Annotated in this window: 13 protein-coding genes; 8 read left to right on the top strand and 5 right to left on the bottom strand. The window is 74.7% G+C overall.

The genetic code is table 11. The annotated features are described in order from the left end of the window. Positions 1-55: 55 nt before the first annotated feature. From ACZ6SA_RS40000 to ACZ6SA_RS39985, 4 genes are all read left to right on the top strand, one after another. A complete protein-coding gene (locus tag ACZ6SA_RS40000; RefSeq protein WP_347649448.1) occupies positions 56-2,656 on the top strand; it encodes a lantibiotic dehydratase in 2,601 nt (866 codons plus the stop codon). Further along, positions 2,653-3,663, top strand: coding sequence for a lantibiotic dehydratase C-terminal domain-containing protein (locus tag ACZ6SA_RS39995; RefSeq protein WP_347649447.1), 1,011 nt, complete (start codon positions 2,653-2,655; stop codon positions 3,661-3,663). Before ACZ6SA_RS40000 ends, ACZ6SA_RS39995 begins: the two co-directional genes overlap by 4 nt. Next, positions 3,660-4,796 (top strand): thiopeptide maturation pyridine synthase, encoded by a 1,137-nt coding sequence (locus tag ACZ6SA_RS39990; protein WP_465834138.1) that lies wholly within the window; start codon positions 3,660-3,662, stop codon positions 4,794-4,796. Before ACZ6SA_RS39995 ends, ACZ6SA_RS39990 begins: the two co-directional genes overlap by 4 nt. Positions 4,797-4,948: 152 nt before the next feature. Continuing rightward, a complete protein-coding gene (locus ACZ6SA_RS39985; RefSeq protein ID WP_465834136.1) occupies positions 4,949-5,671 on the top strand; it encodes a VOC family protein in 723 nt (240 codons plus the stop codon). A gap of 30 nt (positions 5,672-5,701) precedes the next feature. On the opposite strand, the gene ACZ6SA_RS39980 is transcribed toward ACZ6SA_RS39985, so the two are convergent. The 4 genes from ACZ6SA_RS39980 to ACZ6SA_RS39965 all read right to left on the bottom strand — a co-directional run bounded on the left by ACZ6SA_RS39980 (position 5,702) and on the right by ACZ6SA_RS39965 (position 9,947). Further along, positions 5,702-6,370, bottom strand: coding sequence for a response regulator transcription factor (locus ACZ6SA_RS39980; RefSeq protein ID WP_347649444.1), 669 nt, complete (start codon positions 6,368-6,370; stop codon positions 5,702-5,704). Further along, complete coding sequence (locus tag ACZ6SA_RS39975) at positions 6,367-7,455, bottom strand: sensor histidine kinase (protein WP_465834133.1); 1,089 nt, start codon at positions 7,453-7,455, stop codon at positions 6,367-6,369. The genes ACZ6SA_RS39980 and ACZ6SA_RS39975 overlap by 4 nt, the downstream gene beginning before the upstream one ends. A 151-nt stretch (positions 7,456-7,606) precedes the next feature. Beyond that, positions 7,607-8,743, bottom strand: a complete 1,137-nt coding sequence (locus tag ACZ6SA_RS39970) for an alpha/beta hydrolase (RefSeq protein WP_465834131.1) — start codon at positions 8,741-8,743, stop codon at positions 7,607-7,609. An 85-nt stretch (positions 8,744-8,828) separates the two neighbouring features. Beyond that, entirely contained in the window at positions 8,829-9,947 is a 1,119-nt protein-coding gene (locus ACZ6SA_RS39965; protein WP_465834129.1) for a serine hydrolase domain-containing protein, read from the bottom strand. Positions 9,948-10,055: 108 nt separating this feature from the next. On the opposite strand from ACZ6SA_RS39965, the gene ACZ6SA_RS39960 reads away from it, so the two are divergent. The 4 genes from ACZ6SA_RS39960 (at position 10,056) to ACZ6SA_RS39945 (ending at position 22,225) form a co-directional block, all read left to right on the top strand. Continuing rightward, positions 10,056-10,739, top strand: coding sequence for a TetR/AcrR family transcriptional regulator (locus tag ACZ6SA_RS39960; RefSeq protein WP_465834127.1), 684 nt, complete (start codon positions 10,056-10,058; stop codon positions 10,737-10,739). Between the two features lie 206 nt (positions 10,740-10,945). Next, positions 10,946-11,956, top strand: coding sequence for a 3-oxoacyl-ACP synthase III family protein (locus ACZ6SA_RS39955; protein ID WP_347649439.1), 1,011 nt, complete (start codon positions 10,946-10,948; stop codon positions 11,954-11,956). A 134-nt stretch (positions 11,957-12,090) separates the two neighbouring features. Continuing rightward, positions 12,091-19,800 (top strand): SDR family NAD(P)-dependent oxidoreductase, encoded by a 7,710-nt coding sequence (locus tag ACZ6SA_RS39950; RefSeq protein ID WP_465834124.1) that lies wholly within the window; start codon positions 12,091-12,093, stop codon positions 19,798-19,800. A gap of 76 nt (positions 19,801-19,876) precedes the next feature. After that, a complete protein-coding gene (locus ACZ6SA_RS39945) occupies positions 19,877-22,225 on the top strand; it encodes an MMPL family transporter (RefSeq protein WP_347649437.1) in 2,349 nt (782 codons plus the stop codon). Here the strand turns inward: ACZ6SA_RS39945 and ACZ6SA_RS39940 are convergent. Next, a complete protein-coding gene (locus ACZ6SA_RS39940; protein ID WP_465834122.1) occupies positions 22,203-23,120 on the bottom strand; it encodes an alpha/beta fold hydrolase in 918 nt (305 codons plus the stop codon). The two genes, ACZ6SA_RS39945 and ACZ6SA_RS39940, sit on opposite strands and share 23 nt — an antisense overlap. Between the last annotated feature and the right edge of the window lie 5 nt (positions 23,121-23,125).

Here is a 23,125-nt window from a genome sequence, read left to right as displayed (position 1 = left end):
CCCGTGCCGTGGGCGCCCTCGGCCCCTGACGAACCTTTTCGAGGAGCGCGTTCCTTTGACCTATGTAGCGCACGCCGTCCCCGTCGCGGGGGACGGCGACTCTGCCGGGCTCGCCGATCCCGATTATGCCCTGTCGCCCGTTCTGGCAGTCCGCGTCGCGGGGCTGCCGGTGGCGGGGCTCGACCGGATGCGCTGCACCCGGACGTGGCGGCTGGTGGACGAGCTGGCGAACGTCTCGGCCCGGCTGCGGCGGGAGGGCGCGGAACTGTCCGGTCCGTTGCACGATGTGATCGGCGGCGTGGCGGCGGGCCCGCTCAGGTCCGGGCTGGTGGCGTTGCGGCGCGCGGTGTTCGCGGGGCGCCGGCCGGGCGGCCCGGCCGCGTCCGCCGGGGTGCTGGCGGCGCTGCCCGCGGACCTGGCCGCCCGGATCAGCGCGTGGACCACCCTGCGGCAGCGCGCGGAGACGTTGCGCGGCGCGCTGCCCGCCGTGCTGGCGGAGGAGTCGCGGGAGAAGACGGCGGTGCTGCGCGAGGCGGTGTCCGACGCCGGCTTCCGCCACGGCCTCGCCCAGGGCAGCGCGGTGCTGGCCGGCCGGCTCGAAGCCTGGCTCGCCGGCCCCGCCGACCGCCCGCCGGACCGGCAGGAACTGCTGCGGCTGGCCCGCTACCTCGCCCGGGCGAGCGTCAAGACCAGCCCGTACGCCACCTTCACGCTCAGCGGCCTGGGCCGGTGGGAGGCGGACGGTCCCGCCGTGCGGACCGGCGGCGAGCCGGCCTGGCACGTCATGGTGGAGCTGGACCGGGCGGTCCTGCGCCCGCTGTGGGCGGCGCTCACCCGGCACCGGCGGGTGCGGGAGCGGGCCCGATTGCGCGTCAACCCGTCCGCCGCCGACGACGGCGACCGGATCTGGTTCCTCGGCTACGGGCACGGCGAGCCGCTGTCCGGGGTGGCCGCGAGCCCCGCGGTGCGGGAGGCTCTCGCCTGGGTGCGCGGGCGGGACTTCGCCACCCTGGCCGCAGCGCCGGGGGTCGAGCCGCTGGTCGACGCGGGACTGCTCGAACTGGTCCCGCCGTACGACGAGCAGGGCGCCGACCCTGTGGGGCGGCTGGCGTCGTGGCTGGCCGAGGACGGTCCGGCGCCGTACGCGCGGGCCGTCGGCCGGGTCGCCGAGGCGCTGCGCGACGGTGTCACCCACCCCGGCGACGGCGCACGCACGGCCGGGGACGTGCGTGCGGCGCTGAGCGAGGTGCTGCCGCCGGGGCCGTCGCTGCCCGGCAAGAACCTGCTCTGGCACAGCGCCGTCATGCCCGGCGTGGCCGGACGGCTGAGCGCGACGGCCTGGCGCGGGGTGTGCGACGACCTCGACGCGCTGCGCGGGCTGCTCGGCCTCTTCGACCCCGACCTGCCCGTCAAGATCGCCGCCACCGCGTTCTTCCTGGACCGGTACGGCCCCGGCGGGCGGATCGCCGCCGTGGACCTCTACCGCGAGATCCACCGGCAGGCGCCGGGCGAGGGCGGGGCGCTGCTGCGCGGCATGCTGCGCGACCCGGTCGCGGGCACGCGCGCGATACCGGGCGCCGAGCACCCGCCCGGCCTGACGCGGCTGACGGAGCTGCGGCGCAGCTTCTGGGAACGGGCCGGCGCCGGGCCCGGCGGCGGCGAGCCGGTGGTGGAGCTGACGGCGTCCCGCCTGGCCGCCATGGCGGAGAGCTGGCCGCGCTTCGTCCGGCCGCCGGGGTCGATCTGCTGTTACCTGCAGGCCGTGCCGGGCCCCGGCGGCGTGCGCGCGGTCGTCAACTCGGTCTCCGCCGGGTACGGGCGCGGGCTGTCGCGGCTGCACCGGCTGGTCACCCTGGCCGGAGGGGAGGCACCGCCCGCCGCCGGCCTGCGGGCGGCGCAGGACGGCGTCATGGTGGCCGAGTGCCGCGGGCTCGTCGGCGGCGGCCTCAACGTCCGCCCCGCCACCGCCGACCTCGCCCTCGACCACCCCTTCACCGCTCCCGACGCGCACCTCCCGCGGGTGTCGCCTGCGGAGCTCGTGGCCGGCTACGACCCCGGGTGCGACCGGCTGACGCTGTTCGACGGTGCGGGCCGCCCGGTCAAGCCGGTCCACCTGGGCATGACGGCCCAGTACTGGCTGCCGCCGTGGTTGCAGTTCCTGGTGCGGGCGTTCGGCGAGCCGTCCACGGCGATGGTGCCCGGCTGGGTGTTCCGCACCCGGGCCGAGCCGCCGGACGAGGGCGTGGTGGAGCGCTGGCCGCGGATGGACCTCGGGCGGGTGACGGTCGCGCGGGCGGTCTGGCGGCTGCGAGCCGGGGCGTTCCCGGTGCCGGCCAAGGGCGAGGGCGAGGCCGCGTACCTGCCCAGGCTGGCCGAGTGGCTGGCGCTGCACGGAGTGCCCCGCCGGTTCTTCGCCCGGGTGGTGGATCTCCGGCGCGGCCTGCTGGCGGGCCTGCTGAGCAAGGACCGCAAGCCCATGTACGTGGACGTCACCGACCTGCTGCTGCTGACCGGGTTCGTCCGCACGCTGCGTGACCCCGGCGCGCTGCTGGTGCTCGAAGAGGCGCTGCCCGACCCCTACCAGGCGCCCCGCTACGGCGCGGGCGGCCGCGTCACCGAGTACGTCGTGCAGCTGTCGGAAAGGCCGGGCCGATGACGGCGGCGCGGGAGGACGCGGCCACCGGTGACGGCTGGGTCGGCGCGCACCTGTTCCATTTCGGCGACCTCGACCCGCTGATCACCGGCGTGGTGGACCCGGTGACGCGGGAGCTGGCGGCGGACGGCACCGCGCGCCGCGCCTTCTTCCTGCGCTACTGGGAGGGCGGCCAGCACGTGCGGCTGCGGCTGGAGGTGCCGGACCCGGCGCTGCGGCCGCGCGTCCAGAACCTGGTACGCGAGCGGGCGGCGGCCCACTTCGCCGCCCGCCCGTCCCCTTCCGTCGACGCGGCGGCCTACCGCGCCTTCGCCGCCGCCATGGCGAGGGGCGAGCGGCGCACGCACTACGACGAGCGGCTGCACCCCGCCGGCTCGGTCGCGTTCATCGGCTACCGGCCCGAGCACGAGGCGTACGGCGACGCCGCCTGCGTGGCCGCCGCGGAACGGCATTTCGCGGTGTCGAGCGGGCTCGCGCTGGACGTGTTGCGCGCCGGGACGGAGATGGGCCGGCGGGCGGCGATCGGGCTGGCCGCGCTGACCATCGCGGCCGCCGTGTGCGAGCCCGACCTGGCCGCCGCCGCGCGCCGCCTGGCCAGGGCCGCCCGCGAGGCGCCGGGCGCCGGTCTCGCCCCGCCCGCTCCCGGCAGCGAGGAGGATTGGCGGCGCCGCGAGAGCGCCCTGCTCTCCCAGACGCGCAGGTTGTGGGACACGCCCGAGTCGGGCGGCGACCTGCTGGCCGCGTGGGCGTCGTCGGTGCGCGCGCTCCGCGACGACCTCGACGCGCTGCGCTCCGCCGGTCGGTGCGCGCCGCTCGACCCGGGCTCGCCCCACGCGTTCTTCGCTTTGGCCGCGCCGCCGGAGCGGCGCACGGTGTCGCTGATCCTGATGCGCTGCGCGCATCTGCTCCACAACCGGCTGGGGCTGCGCGCAGGAACCGAGCAGCACATGTCGTTCCTGGCGGGCCGTGCCATCGCCGGCCTCGCCGACTCCCGGAGGTGGTCCCCTTGACCGGCTTGCCCGATTCCGACGCTCCCGCCTGGCACTGCGTGCACGTCCACTACCACGCGCCGGACAAGGACGGCCTGCTGCTGGACGCCGTGCGGCCGCTCCTCGACGGGCTGCGCGGCCAGGTGGCGGCGGCGTACGTGCTGCGCCACTGGCGGCAGGGCCCGCACCTGCGGATCAACGTCAAGGCGGAGCCGGCCGTCTGGCGGCGGGACGTGCGCCCGCGCGTGGCCGAGGTCGTCGGCGGCTGGCTGCGCGAGCACCCCTCGACGGCCGTGCTCGACCCGGCCGAGAGCCTGTCCAGGCACCGCCTGCTCGCCCTGCGCGAGCAGGAGCGCGGCCCGCTCACGCCGTGGCCGCCGGACAACTCCATCCGCGACGCGCCGTACGACTCGCGCCGGCACGTGCTCGGCAGCGACGAGGCGGTGGACCTGCTCACCGCGTTCTACGTCGATGCCACCCCCCTGCTGTTCGGCATGCTGGAGCACGTGCGCGCGGGCCGCGACAGCAGGATCGGGCTGGCGCTGAGCCTCATGCTGACGATCGCGCACACCTCGCAGCGCATCGACCGCAGCTACCTGTCGTTCCGGATGCACGCGGAGGGATACCTCACGTGGGCGGCAGACCCGGATGGCGCCCGCGCCCTCTTCGAGCGCGGCTTCAGGGAGCGGCGCGCGGCCCTGACGCAGCGTGTGCGCGAGGTCGTCGCCTGCCTGGACGACGGCGGCGCCCCGGCCGTCCCGTTCATACGGGAGTGGGCGTCCCTGCTGGAGCAGTACCGCAGGCGGGTCGCGGCGCTGGACGACGGCCGGCTGATCCAGCCGATGATCGGGCCGGGCGAGGCCCTCCGGGTGCGGCCGGGCGACCCGCCGGCGCCGCGCCGCGAGCCGAGCGAGCTGCAACGCCTGGTCTTCGACAATCCCGCCTACCACGAGGCGATCTTCGCCGACCCCGCGTTCCGGCGCTACCGGGTGCTGCTCAACTACACGTACCTGCACCTGACGCGGCTCGGGCTCACCCCGCTCGACCGGTTCAGGACCTGCCATCTGCTGGCCGACGCGGTGGAGGACGTCTACGGCCTGTCAGGGCTGGACGCCCTGCGCCGCTTCGCCGGCCGCCCGGCGGCCGCCGGCTGACGTCGATCCTGCGACGGCGGTCGAGCACGCCTGGGGTCGCCTGAAATGCGTTGGCTTCGTACGCATCGGCTGGGCTAGCGTTGCTGCCGTCACGCGCCAGGACGACGCGCTTCCGCCCGCGTCCCGGCGAGTCAGCAGATAGGAGACGCCGGATGGCTGCCCAGCTCGTCGCGCTCTGCATCGATGCCAACGACCCGCCCGCTCTCGCCCGCTTCTGGGCCGGGGTCCTGGGCTGGGAGATGGTCGACGACCCCCACGACGGGCTCGTGCTCGTGCCGGGCGACGACACCGGGTTCCGCATCCGCTGCCTGCCGACCCAGGAGAAGAAGACCGCCCCGAACCAGATCCACTTCGATCTGACCAGCGCGACCCACGACGACCAGCAGCGGACGGTGGACAGGGTGCTCGCGCTCGGCGGGCGCCACATCGACGTCGGCCAGCGCCCCGAGGAGGGTCATGTGGTGCTCGCCGACCCCGAGGGCAACGAGATGTGCGTCATCCCGGCGGGCAACAACTTCCTCGCCGACTGCGGGTTCGTCGGAGCGCTCTCGTGCGACGGCACGCAGGAGGTCGGCTACTTCTGGAGCGAGGCGCTGGGGTGGCCGCTGGTCTGGGACCAGGACCAGGAGACCGCGATCCGCTCGCCGCACGGAGGTCCGAAGATCACGTGGGGTGGTCCTCCGGTGGCGCCGAAGACCGGGAAGAACAGGCTCCACTTCGACCTCGCTCCGCCTGCCGGCGGGGATCAGCAGGCGGAGGTCGACCGCCTGGTCGCCCTCGGAGCCACGCGCGTCGACATCGGCCAGCGCGAGGTCAGCTGGGTCGTGATGGCCGATCCCGACGGCAACGAGTTCTGCGTGCTGGCCCCCCGATAGCGTTCGCCGCCCCGCATCGCGCGGCGGCCCCTACGGACGGCCGTGGCCGGGCGTCACCAGCCCGGCCTCGTAGGCGACGATCACCGCCTGGGCACGGTCGCGCACGCCGAGCTTGGCGAACAGGTCGCTCGCCCGGTTCTTCACCGTCGACACCGACAGCCCCAACTCCTCCGCGATCTGCGCGTTCGACAGGCCACGCGCGATGAGCTCCAGCACCCGCAGCTCGCGCTCGCTCAGCACGGACAACTCGGCGGGCGTCACGACCGCGCGCGGGCGGGACGGGCGCACGAAGGTGCCGATCAGGCCGAGCAGGAGCCGGGGCGCCACCGTCGCCTCGCCCCGGTGCACGATCCTGATGCCTTCGATCAGCTCCTCCGGCGACACGTCCTTGGGCAGGAAGCCGGACGCCCCCGCCCGCAGCGCCGCCACCACGTGCTCCTCCAGGTCGAACGTGCTCAGCGCGAGCACTCTGACCTCCGGCAGCTCGGAGATGATCCGCTCGGTGGCGGCCACCCCGTCCATGTCCGGCATGTGCAGGTCCATCAGGACGACGTCCGGACGCAGGTCGTGGCTGAGGCGTACCGCGTCGAGCCCGTCGGCCGCCTCCCCCACCGGGGTCAGATCGGGTGCGGTGTCGAGCAGCAGGCGCAGCCCGACGCGGACGACGGCGTGGTCGTCCACGAGCAGTACTCTGATCACATCGTCTCCGGCAGCGGGATGCGGGCGTGTACGGTGAAGCCTCCCTCAGGGGAGGGCCCGGCGCGGATCTCGCCGCCGCACAGCGACACCCGCTCGGCCATCCCCGCCAGCCCCAGTCCCGGTCCGACGGTGCCAGGACGGGCCGGCCCGTCGTCGTCGATCTCCACCTCCACCCGATCGGGCAGGTACGCCAGCCGCACCCGCGACCGGGCCCCGCCCGCGTGCTTGCGCGTGTTGGTGAGCGCCTCCTGGACGATGCGGTAGACCGCGTGGTCCACGGTCGTCGGCAGGACGACGGCCTCACCCGAGACCCGCAGCGTGGCGTTGCCCGACGCGTCGACGAGCGCGGGCAGCCGCGCCACCCCGACGCCCGCCTGGTTGTCGATCGGCTCGCCGTCGGTACGCAACACGTCCAGCAGGCGGCGCATCTCCGTCATCGCCTGGCGGGCCGTTTCCTCGCCGGTGAGCAGGGCGGACCGGGCACGTTCCGGGTCGGTCGGGATCGTCCGCCTGGCCACGCCCATGTAGAGGCCGACCACGCTGACGTGGTGGGCGATCACGTCGTGCAGTTCGCGGGCGATGCGGCGGCGTTCCTCGCGTACCGCGCTCTCGGCGACCTGCTGCTCGCGCCGCTGGGACAGCTCCGCACGCAGGCGCTCGGCGTACCCGACCGCCACCGGGTACGCCGGGGCGAGCGTGACGGTCAGGAACATCAGGAACGGGGCCGTCGCGGGCGCCGGGCCGAGGACGACGACGCCGCCGGCCACGGCCAGCACCGCCGTGACGATCGACGTCGGCGCCGAGGTGTGCCTGCCCACGGCGAAAAGGGCGATGAGCATGGCGCTGACCGGCGCGTCGTACGTGGGCGGCTGTATGCCCACCAGGTAGAGGACGGCGACGAGAGCGGCCACGACGATCGGATGCCGCCGGCGCGCCGGCATCAGTCCCGCGGCCGCCACCGCGATCAGCACCACCCTGCCGTCCAGCCCCGCGGCGGGGGAGCCGAGAAGCTCCGCCGCCAGCACCACCGCGGCGATCGCGGCGTCTCCCGTCCAGGGACGGCTCTTCCAGGCCTTGACGATCATTTCTCCAACGCATCACGAACGGCGGCCGCATGGCAATCGCCGGACCGGCCGGCTCGTGATCCCTGGACGCTCCCGCGGCCGGTGGCGGGACGCACGGCGCCCACGCGGCGGGTGCCTCCAGGATCGGGCGGACCCGGCGTCACCGCGCCGCTCACGCCGCACGCCGCGTCCCCGTCACCGCGATGTGGGTGATCCGCGTCAAGGTGCGGCTGCCGGGCCGCAGGTAGGTGTGATGCCAGGCGTCGCCGGCGTCGACGACTCGTGCCCCGAACCCGGCGCTCACGGGATCGGCGCCGAACCCGAACGGCCCGATCCGCAGGCCGGCGCGGAGGACGTCGTCGTTGCTGCCGAGCGCCGCCCAGACCCGCGCCGACGTGTTCAGGTCGGCTGCCTGTCCGACGCCCAGGCCAGGGCTGCCGGTGACGATGAGATCGCGCACCGGCGAACCCCCCGCGACGGCACGAGCGCACACCACCGAACCATAGCTGTGGCAGACCAGGCTGATCCGCAGGGTTCGCGGCAGCGCGGAGAGGAGGGATCTCAGCCGCCGCGCCCCTCTGTCGGCGGGCCAGGTGGTGAGGATCTCCGGGTGGGCGAGTGACGGGGTGTCGTAGCCCAGCCAGCCGATCACCGCGGTCCCCGGCCCCAGCGCGGCGGCCTCGTCGTAGAGCGCGCGGGCGGCCCGCCCGGGGCTTTCCTGGGAGTCGTCGAAGGCGGCCAGGCTCTGCCCCGAGCCGGGCACGTAGACGATGGCCCTTCGCGCGCCGGCGAGATCTCCTACGACCTCGATCGCCTGGCCCTCACCCTGACGGCTCAACGCCAGGAACTGCCGGCCCGGCCACGCGTCACGTTCGTAGCGTTCCTGGAGCGCGCGGGCGGTGAAGGCGGAGGGAAGGGGCAACTCGGCCGCCACCGGCCGGCAGGCGGCGGCCGTCCCGGCGGCGAGCGCGGCGGCCAGCAGCACGGTCCTGAGCAGCCGCGTGCGCGGGGAAACGGTGGTGCCCGGTTCCCGCCCACGCGCGGCGCGGTCTCGCGAGAGGGGCTCCACGCGTGCGTACGCGATGACGGCGTACGGGCGCACCGGGTGCTCGTACGTGTCGATCTCAACCGGCTCGGCGTCATACCGCCGCGGGTCGGGAACGTGGTGCATCCACTCGAAGAAGCGGCGGAGAAAGCGGCCGTGAACGGAAGCGGGCAAGAGGGAGGCGGCTCGGAAGAACATCCTGTGCAGGCGAGCGCGGACGTCGGGCATGTATGCCAGCCTGCTGACGCCGGTGCCGCGCTTCATCGGCGTCAGGAACGATCTCTCGCCGGGACCTGGCTCCCGCCACCGCGGCGTCTGCGGTACTCCGGACTCGAGGGCTCCGGGGGGATCAACCGCCCATCGCCACTCCGTAGAGGGCCGCGAGCGCGTCGTCGATGGGATGGGGCTGCGGTTTCCCCGAGGCGTCGAGCCTGTTCCACCTCTGCAGGTTGAGCGCGACGGACATCTGCCGCCCGCCGTCGGCGCGCGTCATGGACAGTGTCCCGCCACCCCAGACCGTGCCGCCGTGACCCCAGAAGGTCCCGCCGCCGGGGACCTCCGTCGGGTGCAGGCCGAGACCGTAGTCGATCACCTTTCCCTCCTGGGAGACGACCGGGACGGTGCGCTGCATCTGCGCCAGCGACGACGGGCTGACGATCTCCCCGGCCAGCAGCATGCCGAAGAAGCGGTTGAGATCCGCCATCGTCGATATCAGCGAGGCCGAGGGCCCCACCCACGACATGTCGTAGACGCTGTAGTCGCGCGGCGGGTCGATCATGCCGAACCACGCCTCGTAGATCTGCGAGTGCGGCCCGTGGACGTGCGGTCCGTCCGGGAAGCGGGTGTCCGGCAGCCCGGCGCGGTCAATGACGTTCCGGGTGATCAGCTTCTCCGCGGGAACGCCGGTCACGTGTTCCAGGAGCCGGCCGAGCAGCAGGTAGTTGGTGTTGCAGTACACCCCGGGGGTGCCGCCCGGCGCGCCGACGGCGGGCGCCGTGACTCCCATCTCGATCAGATCGGCGGGCTGGAACCGCGTGAGCCGGTGGTCGTCCAGGCTTTGCGGCCCCGTGTCCGCCAAGGAGGGGAACGCCTTGAGGGACGGGTAGGCGTGCGGGAGGTATTCGGCGAGGCCGCTGGTGTGGTTGATCAACATCCGGACCGTGATCGCGTCGCCGCGGTCTCCCGGGACCAGCCGCGGCAGGTAATGGCCGATCGGCGTGTCCAGCCCGATCTGGCCGCTCTCGACCAGCTGCAGCACCGAGGCGGCGGTGAAGGTCTTGGTGATGCTGCCGACGCGGTGCCGCATGTCGGCCGTGACGGGACGGCCGGTGGCGACGTCGGCGACCCCTGCGGCGCCCCGCCAGACCTGGTCGCCGTCACGCACCTCGGCGAACACTCCGGGCACTCCCGCGCGGTGGACGTTCTCCATGGCGGTTCGCAGCGCCACGGCGTCAAGGGGGTCGGTCACGATGCGTGTCCTCTCGTCATGAGTGGATGGACGGTCTCCCCCATTATGCACGCGGTGCGTGCAACGGCGGGTGCATAGGTTAGGTTGGGTTCGGATGAGAGGGGTGACATGACAGGCCGACGGCGTTGGTCGACCGAAGAGATCCTGGACACGGCGGCGGAGCTGCTACGCACGAGCGACGCCGAGTCCTTCAGCGTGCGCCGGCTCGCCGCAGCCCTGGGGACCGACTCCTCCAGCCTCTACCGGCACTTCCGCAACAAGACCGAGCTGTTGCGCGCGGTCACCGACCGCATCCTCATCGCCGCCATGGACGGCTACCACCCCGAGGGCGACTGGAAGCAGCGCATCACCACCGTGGCCACCCGGTTGAGGGAGGCCTTCGGCCGGCATCCCCAGGTCGCCGTGATCTGGGCACGCTACGTCTCGGGCGGCACCGGCTCCCGGCTCGTCATAGAGGAGACGCTGACGGCCCTGCGGGCGTCGGGCCTGCCCGACGAGGAGATCCCGGCGCACTACCACCGGCTCGCGATCCTCCTCGCGGCGTTGATCTCCTCCGAGGCGGCGGCCGGCAGCATCACCGCCGAAGAGCACGAACAGGGCCTCGAGTCGTTCCGCGTCGCGGTGCTGGGCGCCGACCCCGCGCACTTCCCCGCCCTGGCCCATTTCTCCCGCGACATCCGCCCCCTGTCCGACAACCGCCACGCCGTGTTCGAAGCGATCCTCGCCGCCCAGCTCAGCGCGATCGAGGCCAGGATCCCCCGGCCCGCGCCGGGCTCCGGAACCGGAACCTGAACGCGCCGGCTCCCCGAGCCCTCGTGACCGCGCGGGTCAAGGCCGGGCAAGCAAGGTCGTCTCCTCGGCGGTTCCCCTAGGTCCGCGGCCGGATCCTGCCTATCGTGAGCGCCTGTTTCCTAGGAGAGCGGACGCGGCATGCTCGATCGGCGATCTCGGAGCCGCCGCGCGGCCATGCGGTCCGTACGTGTGCAGGGCGGAGCGGAATGAGCAAGTCACGATACTCCCGGGTGGCGGGGGTGGCGGCGCACCTGCCGGCGGACAGCCTGACGACGGAGCAGCTGGAAGACCTGCTGGCCGAGCGCAACCCCGGCATCGACGTTCCGCGCGGCCTGATCGAACGGCACAGCGGGGTCAGGCGCCGCCATGTCGCCCCGCCGGAGTGCATGGCATCGGACCTGGCGGCGGAGGCGGCGAGCCGGCTGCTGCGGCAGACCGGGCACACGCCGCCCTCGATCGACCTGATCATTTACGCGGGCGTGTCCGGCGACGCCGTCGAACCCGCGACGGGACACATGGTGGCGGCCAAGCTGGGCGCCGGCTGCCCCGTCTTCGACGTGCGGGACGCGTGCAACAGCGTCCTGCGGGCGATTCACCTCGCCGACGCGCTCATCACCGCCGGCCATCACCGCACGGTCCTCATCGTCTGCGGCGAGGTCATCACCTCGAGCATCCGGTGGCACGTGGAGTCGCAGGAGGACTTCGAGCCGGCGATCCCGTCCTACACGGTCTCGGACTCGGGCACGGCGCTGCTGCTGGAGCTCAGCGGCACCCCTGGCGTGCTCGGGCACGCGTTCGGCGCGAACTCCGCGGACTGGCGGGCCTCCATCATGCCGTTCGTCCGCGACGCCTCCGGCGGGTTCCGCACCGGGCCCTTCACCATCGACTCCGTGGGCCTGGCCATCGGCGTGCAGAAGCTGGACTTCGGCGTGCTGCGGCAGCCCCTGGCCGAGCGCGGGCTCGGCTGGGACGACATGGACGTGGTGTGCGTGCACCAGCCGTCGCTGGCGGCGCTGCACTGGGGCTGCGAGCTCATGGGAGCCTCCCCGGGCAGGGCCGAGGTGACGATCGTCGACCACGGCAACCTCGCCGCCTCCACGCTGCCGATGCAGTTGCACCTGGCCGAACGGGCCGGCCGGCTCAAGCGGGGCGACCTCGTCGCCCTGGTGGGCGTGGCCAGCGGGCTCAGCGCCGGCACCGTGCTGCTGCGCTGGTAGGAGCCGCGGAGGGCGCATCGCCCGATCGGCGCGTACGGAACCGCCGCGCCGTGGCGGGCTCACTCGTTGCGGTCCCCGCTCTCATCGCATAGTAGTTGATCGTTTGCGAGGAGTGACATCGAGGGAGCTGGCGGATGAGCGGTACCAAGGGGACAGACACGGCGGTGGCGGTGATCGGCGTGGGCTGCCGGCTTCCGGGCGGCATCACCGACATGAACGGCCTCTGGCAGGCCCTGGAGCAGGGCTCCGACCTGGTCGGGCAGGTGCCGCCCGACCGCTTCGACGCCGACCGCTTCGTCGACGAGCACACGCCCCGCCCGGGCAAGAGCTACACGCGGGCCGGCGGATTCCTCGACGACATCGCCGGCTTCGACGCCGCGTACTTCAAGATCTCGCCCAAGGAGGCGGCCGCCATGGATCCCCAGCAGCGCCTGCTGCTGGAGATGACGGCCGAGGCGCTGGACGACGCGGGCGTGGACCCGGCGGGCCTCGCCGGAAGCGACACCGCGGTGTTCGTCGGCATCTCCGACACCTCCTACGGCTTCCAGCAGATGCTGGAGAAACAGGACGTCACCCCGTACACCATGGCGGGCGCCACGCTGTCGATCGCGGCCAACCGCATCTCCCACACCTTCGACCTGCACGGCCCCAGCATGGCGGTCGACACCGCGTGCTCGTCCTCCCTGCTGGCGGTGGAGCGCGCCTACCGGACGCTGCTCGCGGGCACCAGCAGGCTGGCGCTGGCCGGTGGCGTGAACGTGCTGGTGTCGCCCGGCAGCTTCACCGGGTTCAGCCAGGCGCAGATGCTCTCCCCCACGGGCCGGTGCGCCGCCTTCTCCGCCGGTGCCGACGGCTTCGTACGGGCCGAGGGCGGCGGCGTGGTGGTGCTGAAACGGCTGGCCGACGCGCTGGCGGACGGCGACCGTGTCCACGGCGTCATCGTCGGGGCCGGCACCAACAACGACGGCCGCACCATGGGGCTGGCTCTGCCCAACCCCGAAGCGCAGGAGGCGCTGCTGCGCCAGGTGTACGGGCCGGACGCGCTCGACCCGGACGACCTGGTGTACGTCGAAGCGCACGGCACCGGCACCCAGGCCGGGGACCCGGCCGAATGCGAGGCGCTCGGCCGGGTGCTCGGCCGCGGGCGCGCGCGGGGGCCGTTGCCCATCGGGTCGGTCAAGTCCAACCTCGGCCATCTGGAGCCGGCGTCGGGCATGCCGGGACTGTTCAAGGCGCTGCTGGTGCTGCGGCACGGCAGGATCCCCGCCTCCTTGCACGCGGAGGAGCTCAATCCGCGCATCGACTTCGACGGCCTCAACCTGTCGGTGGCGACGAGGGCCACCGCGGTGAGCGCACCCGGCGGCGGGCGAGCGCTGGCGGGGGTGAACAGTTTCGGTTTCGGCGGCAGCAACGTGCACGTCACCCTCACCACGCCGCCCCCGCCGGCGCGCCTTCCCGGGCCCGCGCCGAGCCCGGGGACGACGCTGCCGGTGCTGGTGTCGGCCCGGACGGACACGGCGTTGCGGCAGGCGATCGAGCGCACCGCCGACCGTCTGACGCGTCTGGGCGACGACGAGGAGGCCTGGTACGACTGCGCCTACACCTCCACCCGCCGCCGGGGCGGCCACCCGCGCCGGGCGGTGGCGCTGGCGGACTCGCCCGCGCAGGCGGCCAGGGCGTTGCGCGGCCTGCTGGCCGATCAGCCCCGCACGGGCGGCCCTGAACGGGCACAAGGCCCGGACCGGACGGCGGGCCCCCAGCGGGCGCAGGGCCCCGGGCAGGCGGCGAGCTCCGAGCAAGCGACCGGCCAGGAGGCACAGGACGCTGAGCGAGGGCGGGGCGTGGCGGCGGTGGTGGACGCGGCCGAGCACGGCCGGGTGGTGTTCGTCTTCTCCGGCAACGGCTCGCAGTGGGCGGGCATGGGCGCCGACCTGCTGGCCACCGACGAGACCTTCCGCGCTGCCGTGCGGGAGGCCGACGCCGCGCTGCGGCCTTACCTCGGCTGGTCGGTGCTGCGCGAGATGGAGCGGCCGCCCCGGCAGTGGCGGTTGTCGGCGACGGAGGTCGCCCAGCCCTTGTTGTTCGCCGTACAGGCCGGGCTGCTGGCCGTGTTGCGCGCGGCGGGTGTCCACCCGGAGGCCGTGCTGGGCCACAGCGTGGGCGAGGTCGCGGCCGCCTACGCCGCCGGAGCCTTGTCGCTGGAGCAGGCCGCGCGCGTGATCGCGGCACGCGGCACGGCGCAGGCCGCCACGATGGGAACGGGCCGGATGGCCGCCGTCGGGCTGCCGGAGGAGCGTGCCCGCGCGGTGCTGGCCCGCTGTCCGGACGTGGAGGTCGCGGCGGTCAACACCGATCGCGACGTCACGCTCGCCGGGCCGGAGGGGCAGCTCAAGCAGCTCGGCGCGGACCTGGAGGCGGACGGCGTGTTCGTCCGCCACCTGGACCTCGACTATCCCTTCCACAGCGCCGCCATGGACGCCGTCCGCGAGCCGCTGCTGCGCTCCCTCGACGGGCTGCGCCCCCGTTCGGGCGGCGTCACGCTGCTGTCCACCGTGACAGGGCGCGAGCTGGACGGAAGCGAGCTGACGGCAGGCTACTGGTGGCGCAACGTCCGCGAGCCGGTGCGGTTCGCGGACGCCGTCGACGGCGCGCTGGCCGGCGGCCACGACGTCTTCGTGGAAGTGGGGCCGCATCCGGTGCTCCGCTCCTACCTGCGCCGGATGACCGCGCGGGCCCGCCGGCGGGCCTGCGTGGTGCCCACCCTGCGCCGCGAGCAGCCCGCCGCCGTGCCGGCCACGGTCGCCGAGATCATCGCCGCCGGTGCCCAGCTCGACTGGGACGCCTACTTCCCGCGCCCGGGCCGGGTCGTGTCCCTGCCGCCCTACCCGTGGCAGCGCGAGCGGTACTGGATCGGCGGCCCCGACACGTGGGTGCGCTCCAGCGGCACAGGAGCGCTGCAACATCCGCTGCTGGGCGAGCGCCTGCCGGCCCCGCACCCCACCTGGCACGGCCCGATCGAACGCACGCTGGCGCCCTGGCTGGTCGACCACCGCGCGGGGGGCGTGCCCGTCCTGCCCGTCACCGGATACATCGAGATGGCGTTGTCGGCCGCCAGGCTGGCCATGCCGGAGGCCGGCGAAGCCGTGGAGGTCGACCGTGCGGCCGTCACCCGGGCGCTGGTGATCCCCGAGTCGGCCGACGCCCGGCCGCTGTACGCGCAGACGTCGTTGACGCCCGAGACCGGCGCGGTGGTCGTGACCAGCACCGACGATCTGGCGCTGCCGCCGCAGGAGCACTTCAGGGCACGTGTACGGCTGCTGCTTCGGCCCTGCCCGCCGCCGCTGGACCTGGCCGCGCTGCGTGCCCGCGTCACCGCCGAGGCCGACGTGGACGCCTTCTACCGGGACACCGCCCGCGGCGGGATGGCCTACGGGCCCTCCTTCCGGGTCCTGACCGGCCTGCGGCTGGGCGAGGGTGAGGTGCTGGCCGCCTACAGCGTGCCCGCGCAGGCCGAAGGCCGCTACCACGTGCACCCGGTGCTGCTGGACAGCGCGCTGCAGGCGGGGGTGGCCTGGCTGGTGGAGACCATGCTGCGGGGCAACGCCTTCATGCCCTCGGCCATCGGCGCGGTGCGGGTGTGGCGCGCCCCGGCCGCGGAGGGCGTCCTGCACGTACGCGAACGCGCGCGCGGCGACGACGAGGTGTGCTGGGACATCCTGGTGGCCGACCCCGACGGCACGGTCACCGTCGAGGTGGAGGGATGCCGGCTGCGGCGCACCCAGCTCAGCACGGTCCTGCCGCTGGAGCACTTCCGCACCGAACTGCGCGCCCTGCCGCACGAGAACACGCCCGCCGCGCCATGGCCGCTGGCCGGCCCCGTGGAGATCGTCGACGCGGTCGCCGGCAGGCTCGCCGATCTCCGTTCGGCCTGGCGGGCCCTGGACCACGGCCGTTTCGCCGACCGTGCGGAGGCGTCGTTCGCCGTCGCCCTGGCCGCCGCCCTGGAGGACGTCGACTGCCCGGCCGGCCGGGAGATCGGCGTGACCGACCTGGTACGGGCAGGGGTGACGGGCCGCGGCGTGGCGATGGTGCAGCACGCCCTTCCGCTCCTGGAACGGCACGGCCTGGCCCGGCGCCTGGGCGAGGCACGTTTCGAGCTGGCCGGCCCGCACCGCGACGGCCCAGCCGCCGGACCGGCCGCCGGACCGGCCGGGCGGGACGGGACGGCGGCGTTCTTCGGGCAGGCGACGCCGTTCGCCGCCGAACAAGCTCTGACCGCGCTGTGCGTCCGGCACCTGGTCCCCGTCCTGCTCGGCGAGGACGACCCCGCCGAGCTGCTGCATTCCGGCGGGGGCGCCGAACTGCTGGACCAGGTGCACGACATCGCTCCCCTGTGCCTGCACGGCAACCGGCTCATTCGCGCCCTGGCCGGGGAGATCGCCGCACGCTGGCCGGCGGACCGGCCGCTGCGCGTCGTGGAGGTGGGCGCGGGGACCGGCGGCACGGCCGCCATGCTGCTGCCGGTCCTGCCCGCCGACCGTACCCGCTACCTGGTCACCGACGTCGACGAGGTGGTCCTGGCGCGGGCGCAACGGCGGCTGGCCGGGTCGGACGTCGTGGAGTTCCGCCGCTTCGATCTCGACGCCGGCCCCGCCGAGCAGGGCCTGCCTCCTGGCTCCTTCGACCTGGTGATCGCCGCCCACACCCTGCACCGCTCCGCCGACCTCGCGGGCACGCTCGCCCGCCTGTCCGGGCTCCTGGTGCCGGGCGGGCTGCTGCTGGCGGTCGAACCCCACCGGCCGCCCGTCGCGGCCTACGCCGGGATGCTGCCCGGCTACTGGGGCAACGCCGACCGCGAGCTGCGGCCGCACTCGCCGCTGGTCGAGGCCGGGCGCTGGCCGCAGGTGCTGGCCGAGGCGGGATACCGCGAGGTCGCGCACCTGACCGATGACGACGATCCCGGGCGCGCGGCGTACTCGCTCCTGCTGGCCGCGGCGGCCGGAACGGTCCCTGCCCCGCAGCGGCTCGCGCTCGACGCCGCGCAGACCTGGATCATCATCGCCGGCCACGCGGAGAACGACGCGGACGACCCGTCCCAGGTTCCAGCCCACGAACGCGCGCCCGCGCTCGCCGAAGGTCCGGCGCACGGGCACGCGCTGGCGGACGCGCTGGGGGACCTGATCGCCGGGCAGGGCCACGTCGAGCGGGCGGGCGCCGGAGAGGACGCGGCGCGGTTGCTGGGGCGGGTGCCGCAGGGGGCCACCGCCGTCACCTTCGTCCTCGTCGTGGAGAGCCCGGCCGGCCGGCGCGGCGCCGCCTGCCCGCCCGAGGCCGTCGTCGAGGAGATCGCCGGCCACATCGCCACCGTGCGCGCCGTGGCCCAGGCGTGCGCCCAGCTCCCGCCGTCCACAGCGGCGACGTTGTGGCTGGTCACGGACGAGTGCGCGGCCGTGCCCTGCCCCGGCCCCGGCGGCGGGGACACGCCGGTGGCCTCGGCCGTGTGGGGGGCGACCCGTACCCTGGCCAACGAGCAACCCCGCTTGACGATCCGGCGGGTGTCGGCGCACCGCGGCGGCGGCGCCGCCGAGCGGGTGTTCGGCGAGCTCGCCCGCCCCGGGCATGAGGACGAGATCGTCCTGACCGGGCAGGGCCGCTTCGTCCCCCGCACGCGGCACACTCCGGCCCGCCCGCCCCGGCCCGCCGAAGGCGGTGGCCACCGGCTGGCGGTGCGCGATCCCGGGCCCGCGTACCGCCTGGTCTGGGAGCCGCTGTCGCCGCCGTCGCCCGGGCCCGGTCAGGTGCTGGTCGAGCTGCGGGCGGCGGGCCTGAACTTCCGCGACCTGGTCCACGCCGTCAACCTGCTGCCCGGCGAGGCGCTCGAGGGCTTCTACGGCGGCTTCCCGCTGGGACTGGAGGGCGCCGGTGTGGTCGCCGCCGTCGGCCCGGACGTGACGGGCGTGCGCCCCGGCGACCGCGTGATGACGGCGCAGGCCGTGGGCCTGGGCACCCACGCCGTCGTCCCGGCCTGGGCGATCATGCCGGTGCCGGGGCGCATGAGCTTCACCGAGGCCGCCTCCATGCCCATGGCCCACCTGACCGCCCATGCCGCGCTGCGCACGGCCGGCCGGCTGCGGGCCGGTGAGACGGTGCTGGTCCACAGCGGCGCCGGCGGCGTGGGGCTGGCGGCGATCCAGTACGGCCGTCGCGTCGGCGCCCGCGTGATCGCCACCGCCGGCACCCGCGCGCGGCGCGACTTCCTGCGCGCCCACGGCGTCGAGCACGTGTACGATTCCCGCAGCCTGGACTTCGCCGAGCAGATCATGGCGCTGACCGGCGGGCGCGGCGTGGACGTGGTGCTCAACTCGCTGATCGGCGAGGCGCTGATCCGCAGCATGGAGATCCTCGCGCACGGCGGCCGGTTCATCGAGATCGGCAAGCGTGACATCTTCGCCGACCATCGGCTGCCGATGCGTCCGTTCGGCAACAACACCGCTTTCATCGGCCTGGACGTGGGCACGCTCATCACCCAGGAACCGGACCGGTCGGCCCGCGTGATGGCCGAGCTGGCCGGCGATGTGACCGCCGGGCGGGTCACGCCGCTGCCGCACACCGTCTATCCGGCCTCCCGCGTCGCGGACGCCTTCGCGGCGATGCGCCACTCGCGGCACATCGGCAAGATCGTCGTCTCGTTCGGCGGCGGTGACGAGTCCGTCCTCGTCGAGGCGGAGCCGCGCGCGCCGCGGTTCGACCCCCGCGGCACCTACCTGGTCAGCGGCGGGCTGGGCGGGTTCGGCGCGGCGACGGCCCGCTGGCTCGCCGCCCGCGGCGCCCGCCGTCTGGCGCTGGTCGGCCGGCGCGGCATCGACAGCCCCGAAGCGGCCGGTCTGCTACGCGACCTGGCCGAGCTCGGGGCGGACACGCACGTGTACGCGGCCGACGTGAGCGATCGGGCGGCGATGACCCGCGTCGTCCAGGAAGCACGGGCGGAGGGCCGGCCGCTGCGCGGCGTCGTCCACGCGGCCATGCACCTCGACGACGGCCAGATCGGCGACCTCACCGATGACCGGATCGCGGCCGTGCTCCAGCCCAAGATCGCCGGGGCGCTGGTCCTCGACGACGTGACCCGGCAGGAGGAGCTGGACCTGTTCCTGCTGTACTCCTCGGTCACCACCACGCTCGGGCATGTGGGACAGACGTCGTACGTGGCCGCCAACCAGTTCATGGAGGCGCTGGCGCGCCGCAGGAGAGCCCGCGGCCTGCCCGCTCTGGCGGTCTGTCTGGGCGCGCTGGCTCAGACCGGCGTCGTGGCACGCGGCGCGGGCGACAGGCTGGCCGCGTTCGGGGTCGAGGCCATCAGCCCGCGGGAGGCGTTCACCGCGATCGAGGACATGCTCGCCGGTGGAGCGGACGTGGCCGGGGTGGGCCGCTGCGACTGGAGCCGGCTGCGCCAGGTCCTGCCCGCCCTGGACCGGCCGCGGATGTCGCCGGTCATGCCGGCGTCGATGCGGCAGGAGGACGTCAGCCCCGAGCAGATCGCCAGGGAGCTGGAGGCGATGGACGCCGGTGAGGTGCTGGCCTCCCTCACCGAGCACATCCCGCGGATCCTGGCGTCGATCCTGCAGATGCCGGCCGAGCAGATCGCCCACGATCGCAAGCTGGAGGACTACGGGATGGACTCCCTGATGGGCGCGCAGGTGCTGGCCTCGCTTCGCCACCAGTACGGCATCGACATCCCGCCGATGGAGATCCTGCGCAGCGGCGGCACGGTCGCCGACCTCGCCGGTCTCGTCCTGGAGCGGCTGCGGCCGCAGGCGGCCCGGGACACGGCGGCGCCCGGCCAGTAGACGCCCCAGGGGAAAGCGCAGGAGAAGGACCGCCGCCCGCAGGTTCCGGGCGGCGGGAGGAGGAAGAGGAGCGCTCATGCCGGTTGGTGTCCGTCGCCGCCGTTCCCGCCACGGCGGCGCGGCCGTCTCCCCCACCGGCCTCTCCCCCGGACCTTCCGGTTCTCAGCCGGACGATCCCGGCGCCGGCTCCGCCGCGCTCGGCAGGCTGGGCCGGGCGGCGGCCCGCCGTGGACGGCTCGTCCTCGCGGTGTGGCTGCTCCTGGCCGCAGGGTCGGTGATGCTGCTGCCGGGCCTCATGCAGCGGCTGGCTCCGCCCTCGCTGGAAGTGCCCGGCTCCAGGTCCGCGGCGGCCGCGGCCATGATCGCACGCGGGCTCCCTGAACTGGGCGAGGAGCAGATGCTGCTGGCCTTCTCCTCGGCGCGCCTGGACGCGGGCGAGCCGCGCTTCCAGCAGGCGATGGCCGCCACGGTGGACGCGCTGGCCGCCCGCCCGGACATCGGCGCGCTGCTGCCGCTGCCGGAGATCGACGGCGGGCATCCCCGCCACGCCTACGTTCTGGCCGGCGTGCACGGTGACGAACTCACCCGTCAGCGGAATCTGCCCGCCCAGCTCGCGAGCGCGCGGCAGGCGGCCGGGGACGCGTCGGCGGGCGCGGTCGGCGTGACCATCCTCGGCGTCAGCCGCGCCTTCGGGCAGATGGCGCACACCGACATGGCCGACCTGCGGACGATGGAGGCCGTGACCATCCCGGTGGCGGCGCTGCTGCTGGTGCTCGGGCTGGGGACGGTGGGCGCCGCGGTCGTGCCCCTGGTGGTGGGCGGTGCGGCGATCACGACCGGGGCGGGCGCGCTCGCGGTGGCGGGCACGCTCGTGCCCGTCGACTCGACCATGCTGACCTACACGGTCACCATGTCGCTGGGGTTGGGGCTGGACTACACGCTGCTGATCCTGCTGCGTTACCGCCAGGCCCGTCGCGCGGGTCTGGCGCCCGCGGTGGCGGCCGGACGCGCCGCCGCCACCGCGGGCAGCACGGTGGCCTGGTGCGGAGCCGTCGTCGCCGTCACCTCCTGCGCGCTGCTGGTCGTCGGCGTCCCGTGGGCGCGTTCCCTGGCGCTGGCGGGGATGCTGGCCGCGTGCGTCACCCTGGCGGCCGCGCTGACGCTGGGCCCCGCGCTGCTGGCCCGGGTGGATCGCCGGCTGGAGTGGGGCAGGGTGCCGAGGTGGCGGGCCGGGCGCGGAGCGGAGCGGCCCGCGTGGGCGCGCGGTGGCGAGCATCTGACGAGGCGGCCCGCGTGGCTGCGCGGCGCGGAACATCTGATGAGGCGGCCAGGCTGGTACGCGGTGGCGGCCACCACCGTGCTGCTGCTGGCCGCCGCGCCGGTGCTGCATCTGCGGCTCGGGCTGCACTACGACCGGGGCGCGCTGGCCGGCACCGACATCGGCGCGGGCCTGGCCGAGCTGGAGCGGGACGGGGTGGCCGGGCTGACCGCGCTGGCGCTGCCGCACCCGGACGGCGCCGCCCCGGTGGACACCTTCGCCTTCGGCCAGGCTCTGCGGGCCGACCCGCGGGTGTCGGTGGCCACCGTGCTGGACAACGGCAGGGATCTGACGGTGATGCTGGTCGCCGGCAGGCCCGCCCCGGACAGCGACGCCGGCGCCGCCTTGCAGCAGGACGTGTACGCCCTCGCCGGGCGCCTGCTGCCCGCCGGTCAGCAGGTGCTGGCCACCGGGCCGGCGGCGCGGCTCGCCGACCTGGCGGAAGGCGCGCTGGGCGGACTGTGGCGGGTGCTGGCGGTCGTGCTGCTGGCGTCGTCCGCGCTCCTGCTGATCGTCTTCCGCAGCCTGCTGATCCCGGTGAAGGCGCTCGCCATGAACCTGCTGTGCGTCTGTGCCGCCTTCGGGCTGCTCACCGTCGTCTTCCAGGACCTGGGCGGGCAGGGCGCCGACATCAACGTGCTGTTGCCGCTGGTCGTCTTCACCATCGTCTTCGGCCTGTCCCTGGACTACGAGGTCTTCCTCGTGCACCGCATCGCCGAGCACTACCGCCGCGGCGGCGACAACACCGCCGCCGTCCTGCACGGGCTGCGGCACACGGCGCGTCCCATCACGCTGGCCGCCGCCATCATGGCCGTCACGTTCGGCGGCCTGATGTTCACGCGGCGGCTGGACTTCCAGCAGGGCGGGTTCGCGGTGGCGGCGGCGATCGTCATCGACGCGACCATCATCCGGATGGTGCTGGTCCCGTGCCTGATGCGGCTGCTGGGGCATCGCAACTGGTGGCTGCCAGGAACGCGGGTCAGTGCCCGGTCAGGGCGGCCCGGGGTGAAGGGGCCCGGCGCAGGGCGTCCGGTGGGAAGCGTCCGGGGCGAGGACCCGCTGGACGGCGTCCGGTCCGGGCCGGTCAGCGGCGCAGGAAGGCGCTGATGGCGGGGACGAGCCGGTCGTGGGCGTCTTCGAGCACGTAGTGGCCGGCATCGCGGAAGGCGTGGATCTGGGCGCGGGGCAGGCGCCGTCGCCACTCGCGCAGCATGAGCGGGTCGAACACCGGGTCGCGCATCCCCCAGCCGATCAGGACGGGCCGGTCCGCGAAGCCGGCCAGGCACTCCCCCGCCCGCACCAGCAGCGGCCAGGATCGGTGGCCGGGGCCGAGCGGGATGTCGTGCACGAACCGCTGGACGGCCAGCCGGTTCCCCTGGCGGTCGCCGGGGGCCAGGAAGGCGGCCCGCACGTCGGAGGGCAGCCGGTTGCGGACCCCGAACGGCGGCAGCGTGGCCAGGCGGGCGAAGGCGTGGTGGCGCAGGAACAGCCGCTCACCCAGGCGGGTCTCACGCAGCAGCCACAGCGGCAGCCGCAGCGCCGGCCGTACCCTCGGGCCGTGCGGGTTGGGGAATGCGGCGCTGTTGAGCACGACCAGCCGGGCCACCCGGCCGGGGTGGCGGCCGGCCCAGGCCATGCCGACCGGGCCGCCCCAGTCGTGCACCACGAGCGTCCAGCCACGGTCCGGTGCGCCCCGCTCGGCGACGAGGTGGGCGGTGAGCGCGTCGAGGTCGTCCACGCGGGAGGCCAGGGTGTGGGGATAGCGGTCCTGGCCGGGCTTGTCCGACAGGCCCATGCCGATGTGGTCGGGCGCGACGCAGCGGTGCTCGCCGCGCAGCGCCTCGATCAGCCGCCGCCACAGGTAGCTCCACGAAGGGTTGCCGTGCAGCATGAGCACGGGCGCCCCGTCGCCCTCGTCCAGGTAGTGCTGGCGCAGCCCGTCACGGGCGAACCAGCGGGAGACGAAGGGGTAGCCGGGCAGGCGCGGGACGTGGCCGGGCATCGGGA

The sequence above is a fragment of the Nonomuraea sp. NPDC049378 genome (assembly GCF_055586745.1).
The sequence above is the reverse complement of the archived record's forward strand: the minus strand, read 5'-3'. Positions and strand labels throughout refer to the sequence as shown.

What these genes read in the sequence shown, in the direction of transcription:
- ACZ6SA_RS39995 (WP_347649447.1), top strand. Translation starts at nt 2,653, where the DNA reads ATGACGGCGGCGCGGGAGGACGCGGCCACCGGTGACGGCTGGGTCGGC.
- ACZ6SA_RS39985 (WP_465834136.1), top strand. Translation starts at nt 4,949, where the DNA reads ATGGCTGCCCAGCTCGTCGCGCTCTGCATCGATGCCAACGACCCGCCC.
- ACZ6SA_RS39975 (WP_465834133.1), bottom strand. Translation starts at nt 7,455, where the DNA reads ATGATCGTCAAGGCCTGGAAGAGCCGTCCCTGGACGGGAGACGCCGCG.
- ACZ6SA_RS39970 (WP_465834131.1), bottom strand. Translation starts at nt 8,743, where the DNA reads ATGAAGCGCGGCACCGGCGTCAGCAGGCTGGCATACATGCCCGACGTC.
- ACZ6SA_RS39960 (WP_465834127.1), top strand. Translation starts at nt 10,056, where the DNA reads ATGACAGGCCGACGGCGTTGGTCGACCGAAGAGATCCTGGACACGGCG.
- ACZ6SA_RS39955 (WP_347649439.1), top strand. Translation starts at nt 10,946, where the DNA reads ATGAGCAAGTCACGATACTCCCGGGTGGCGGGGGTGGCGGCGCACCTG.
- ACZ6SA_RS39950 (WP_465834124.1), top strand. Translation starts at nt 12,091, where the DNA reads ATGAGCGGTACCAAGGGGACAGACACGGCGGTGGCGGTGATCGGCGTG.
- ACZ6SA_RS39945 (WP_347649437.1), top strand. Translation starts at nt 19,877, where the DNA reads ATGCCGGTTGGTGTCCGTCGCCGCCGTTCCCGCCACGGCGGCGCGGCC.
- ACZ6SA_RS39940 (WP_465834122.1), bottom strand. Translation starts at nt 23,120, where the DNA reads ATGCCCGGCCACGTCCCGCGCCTGCCCGGCTACCCCTTCGTCTCCCGC.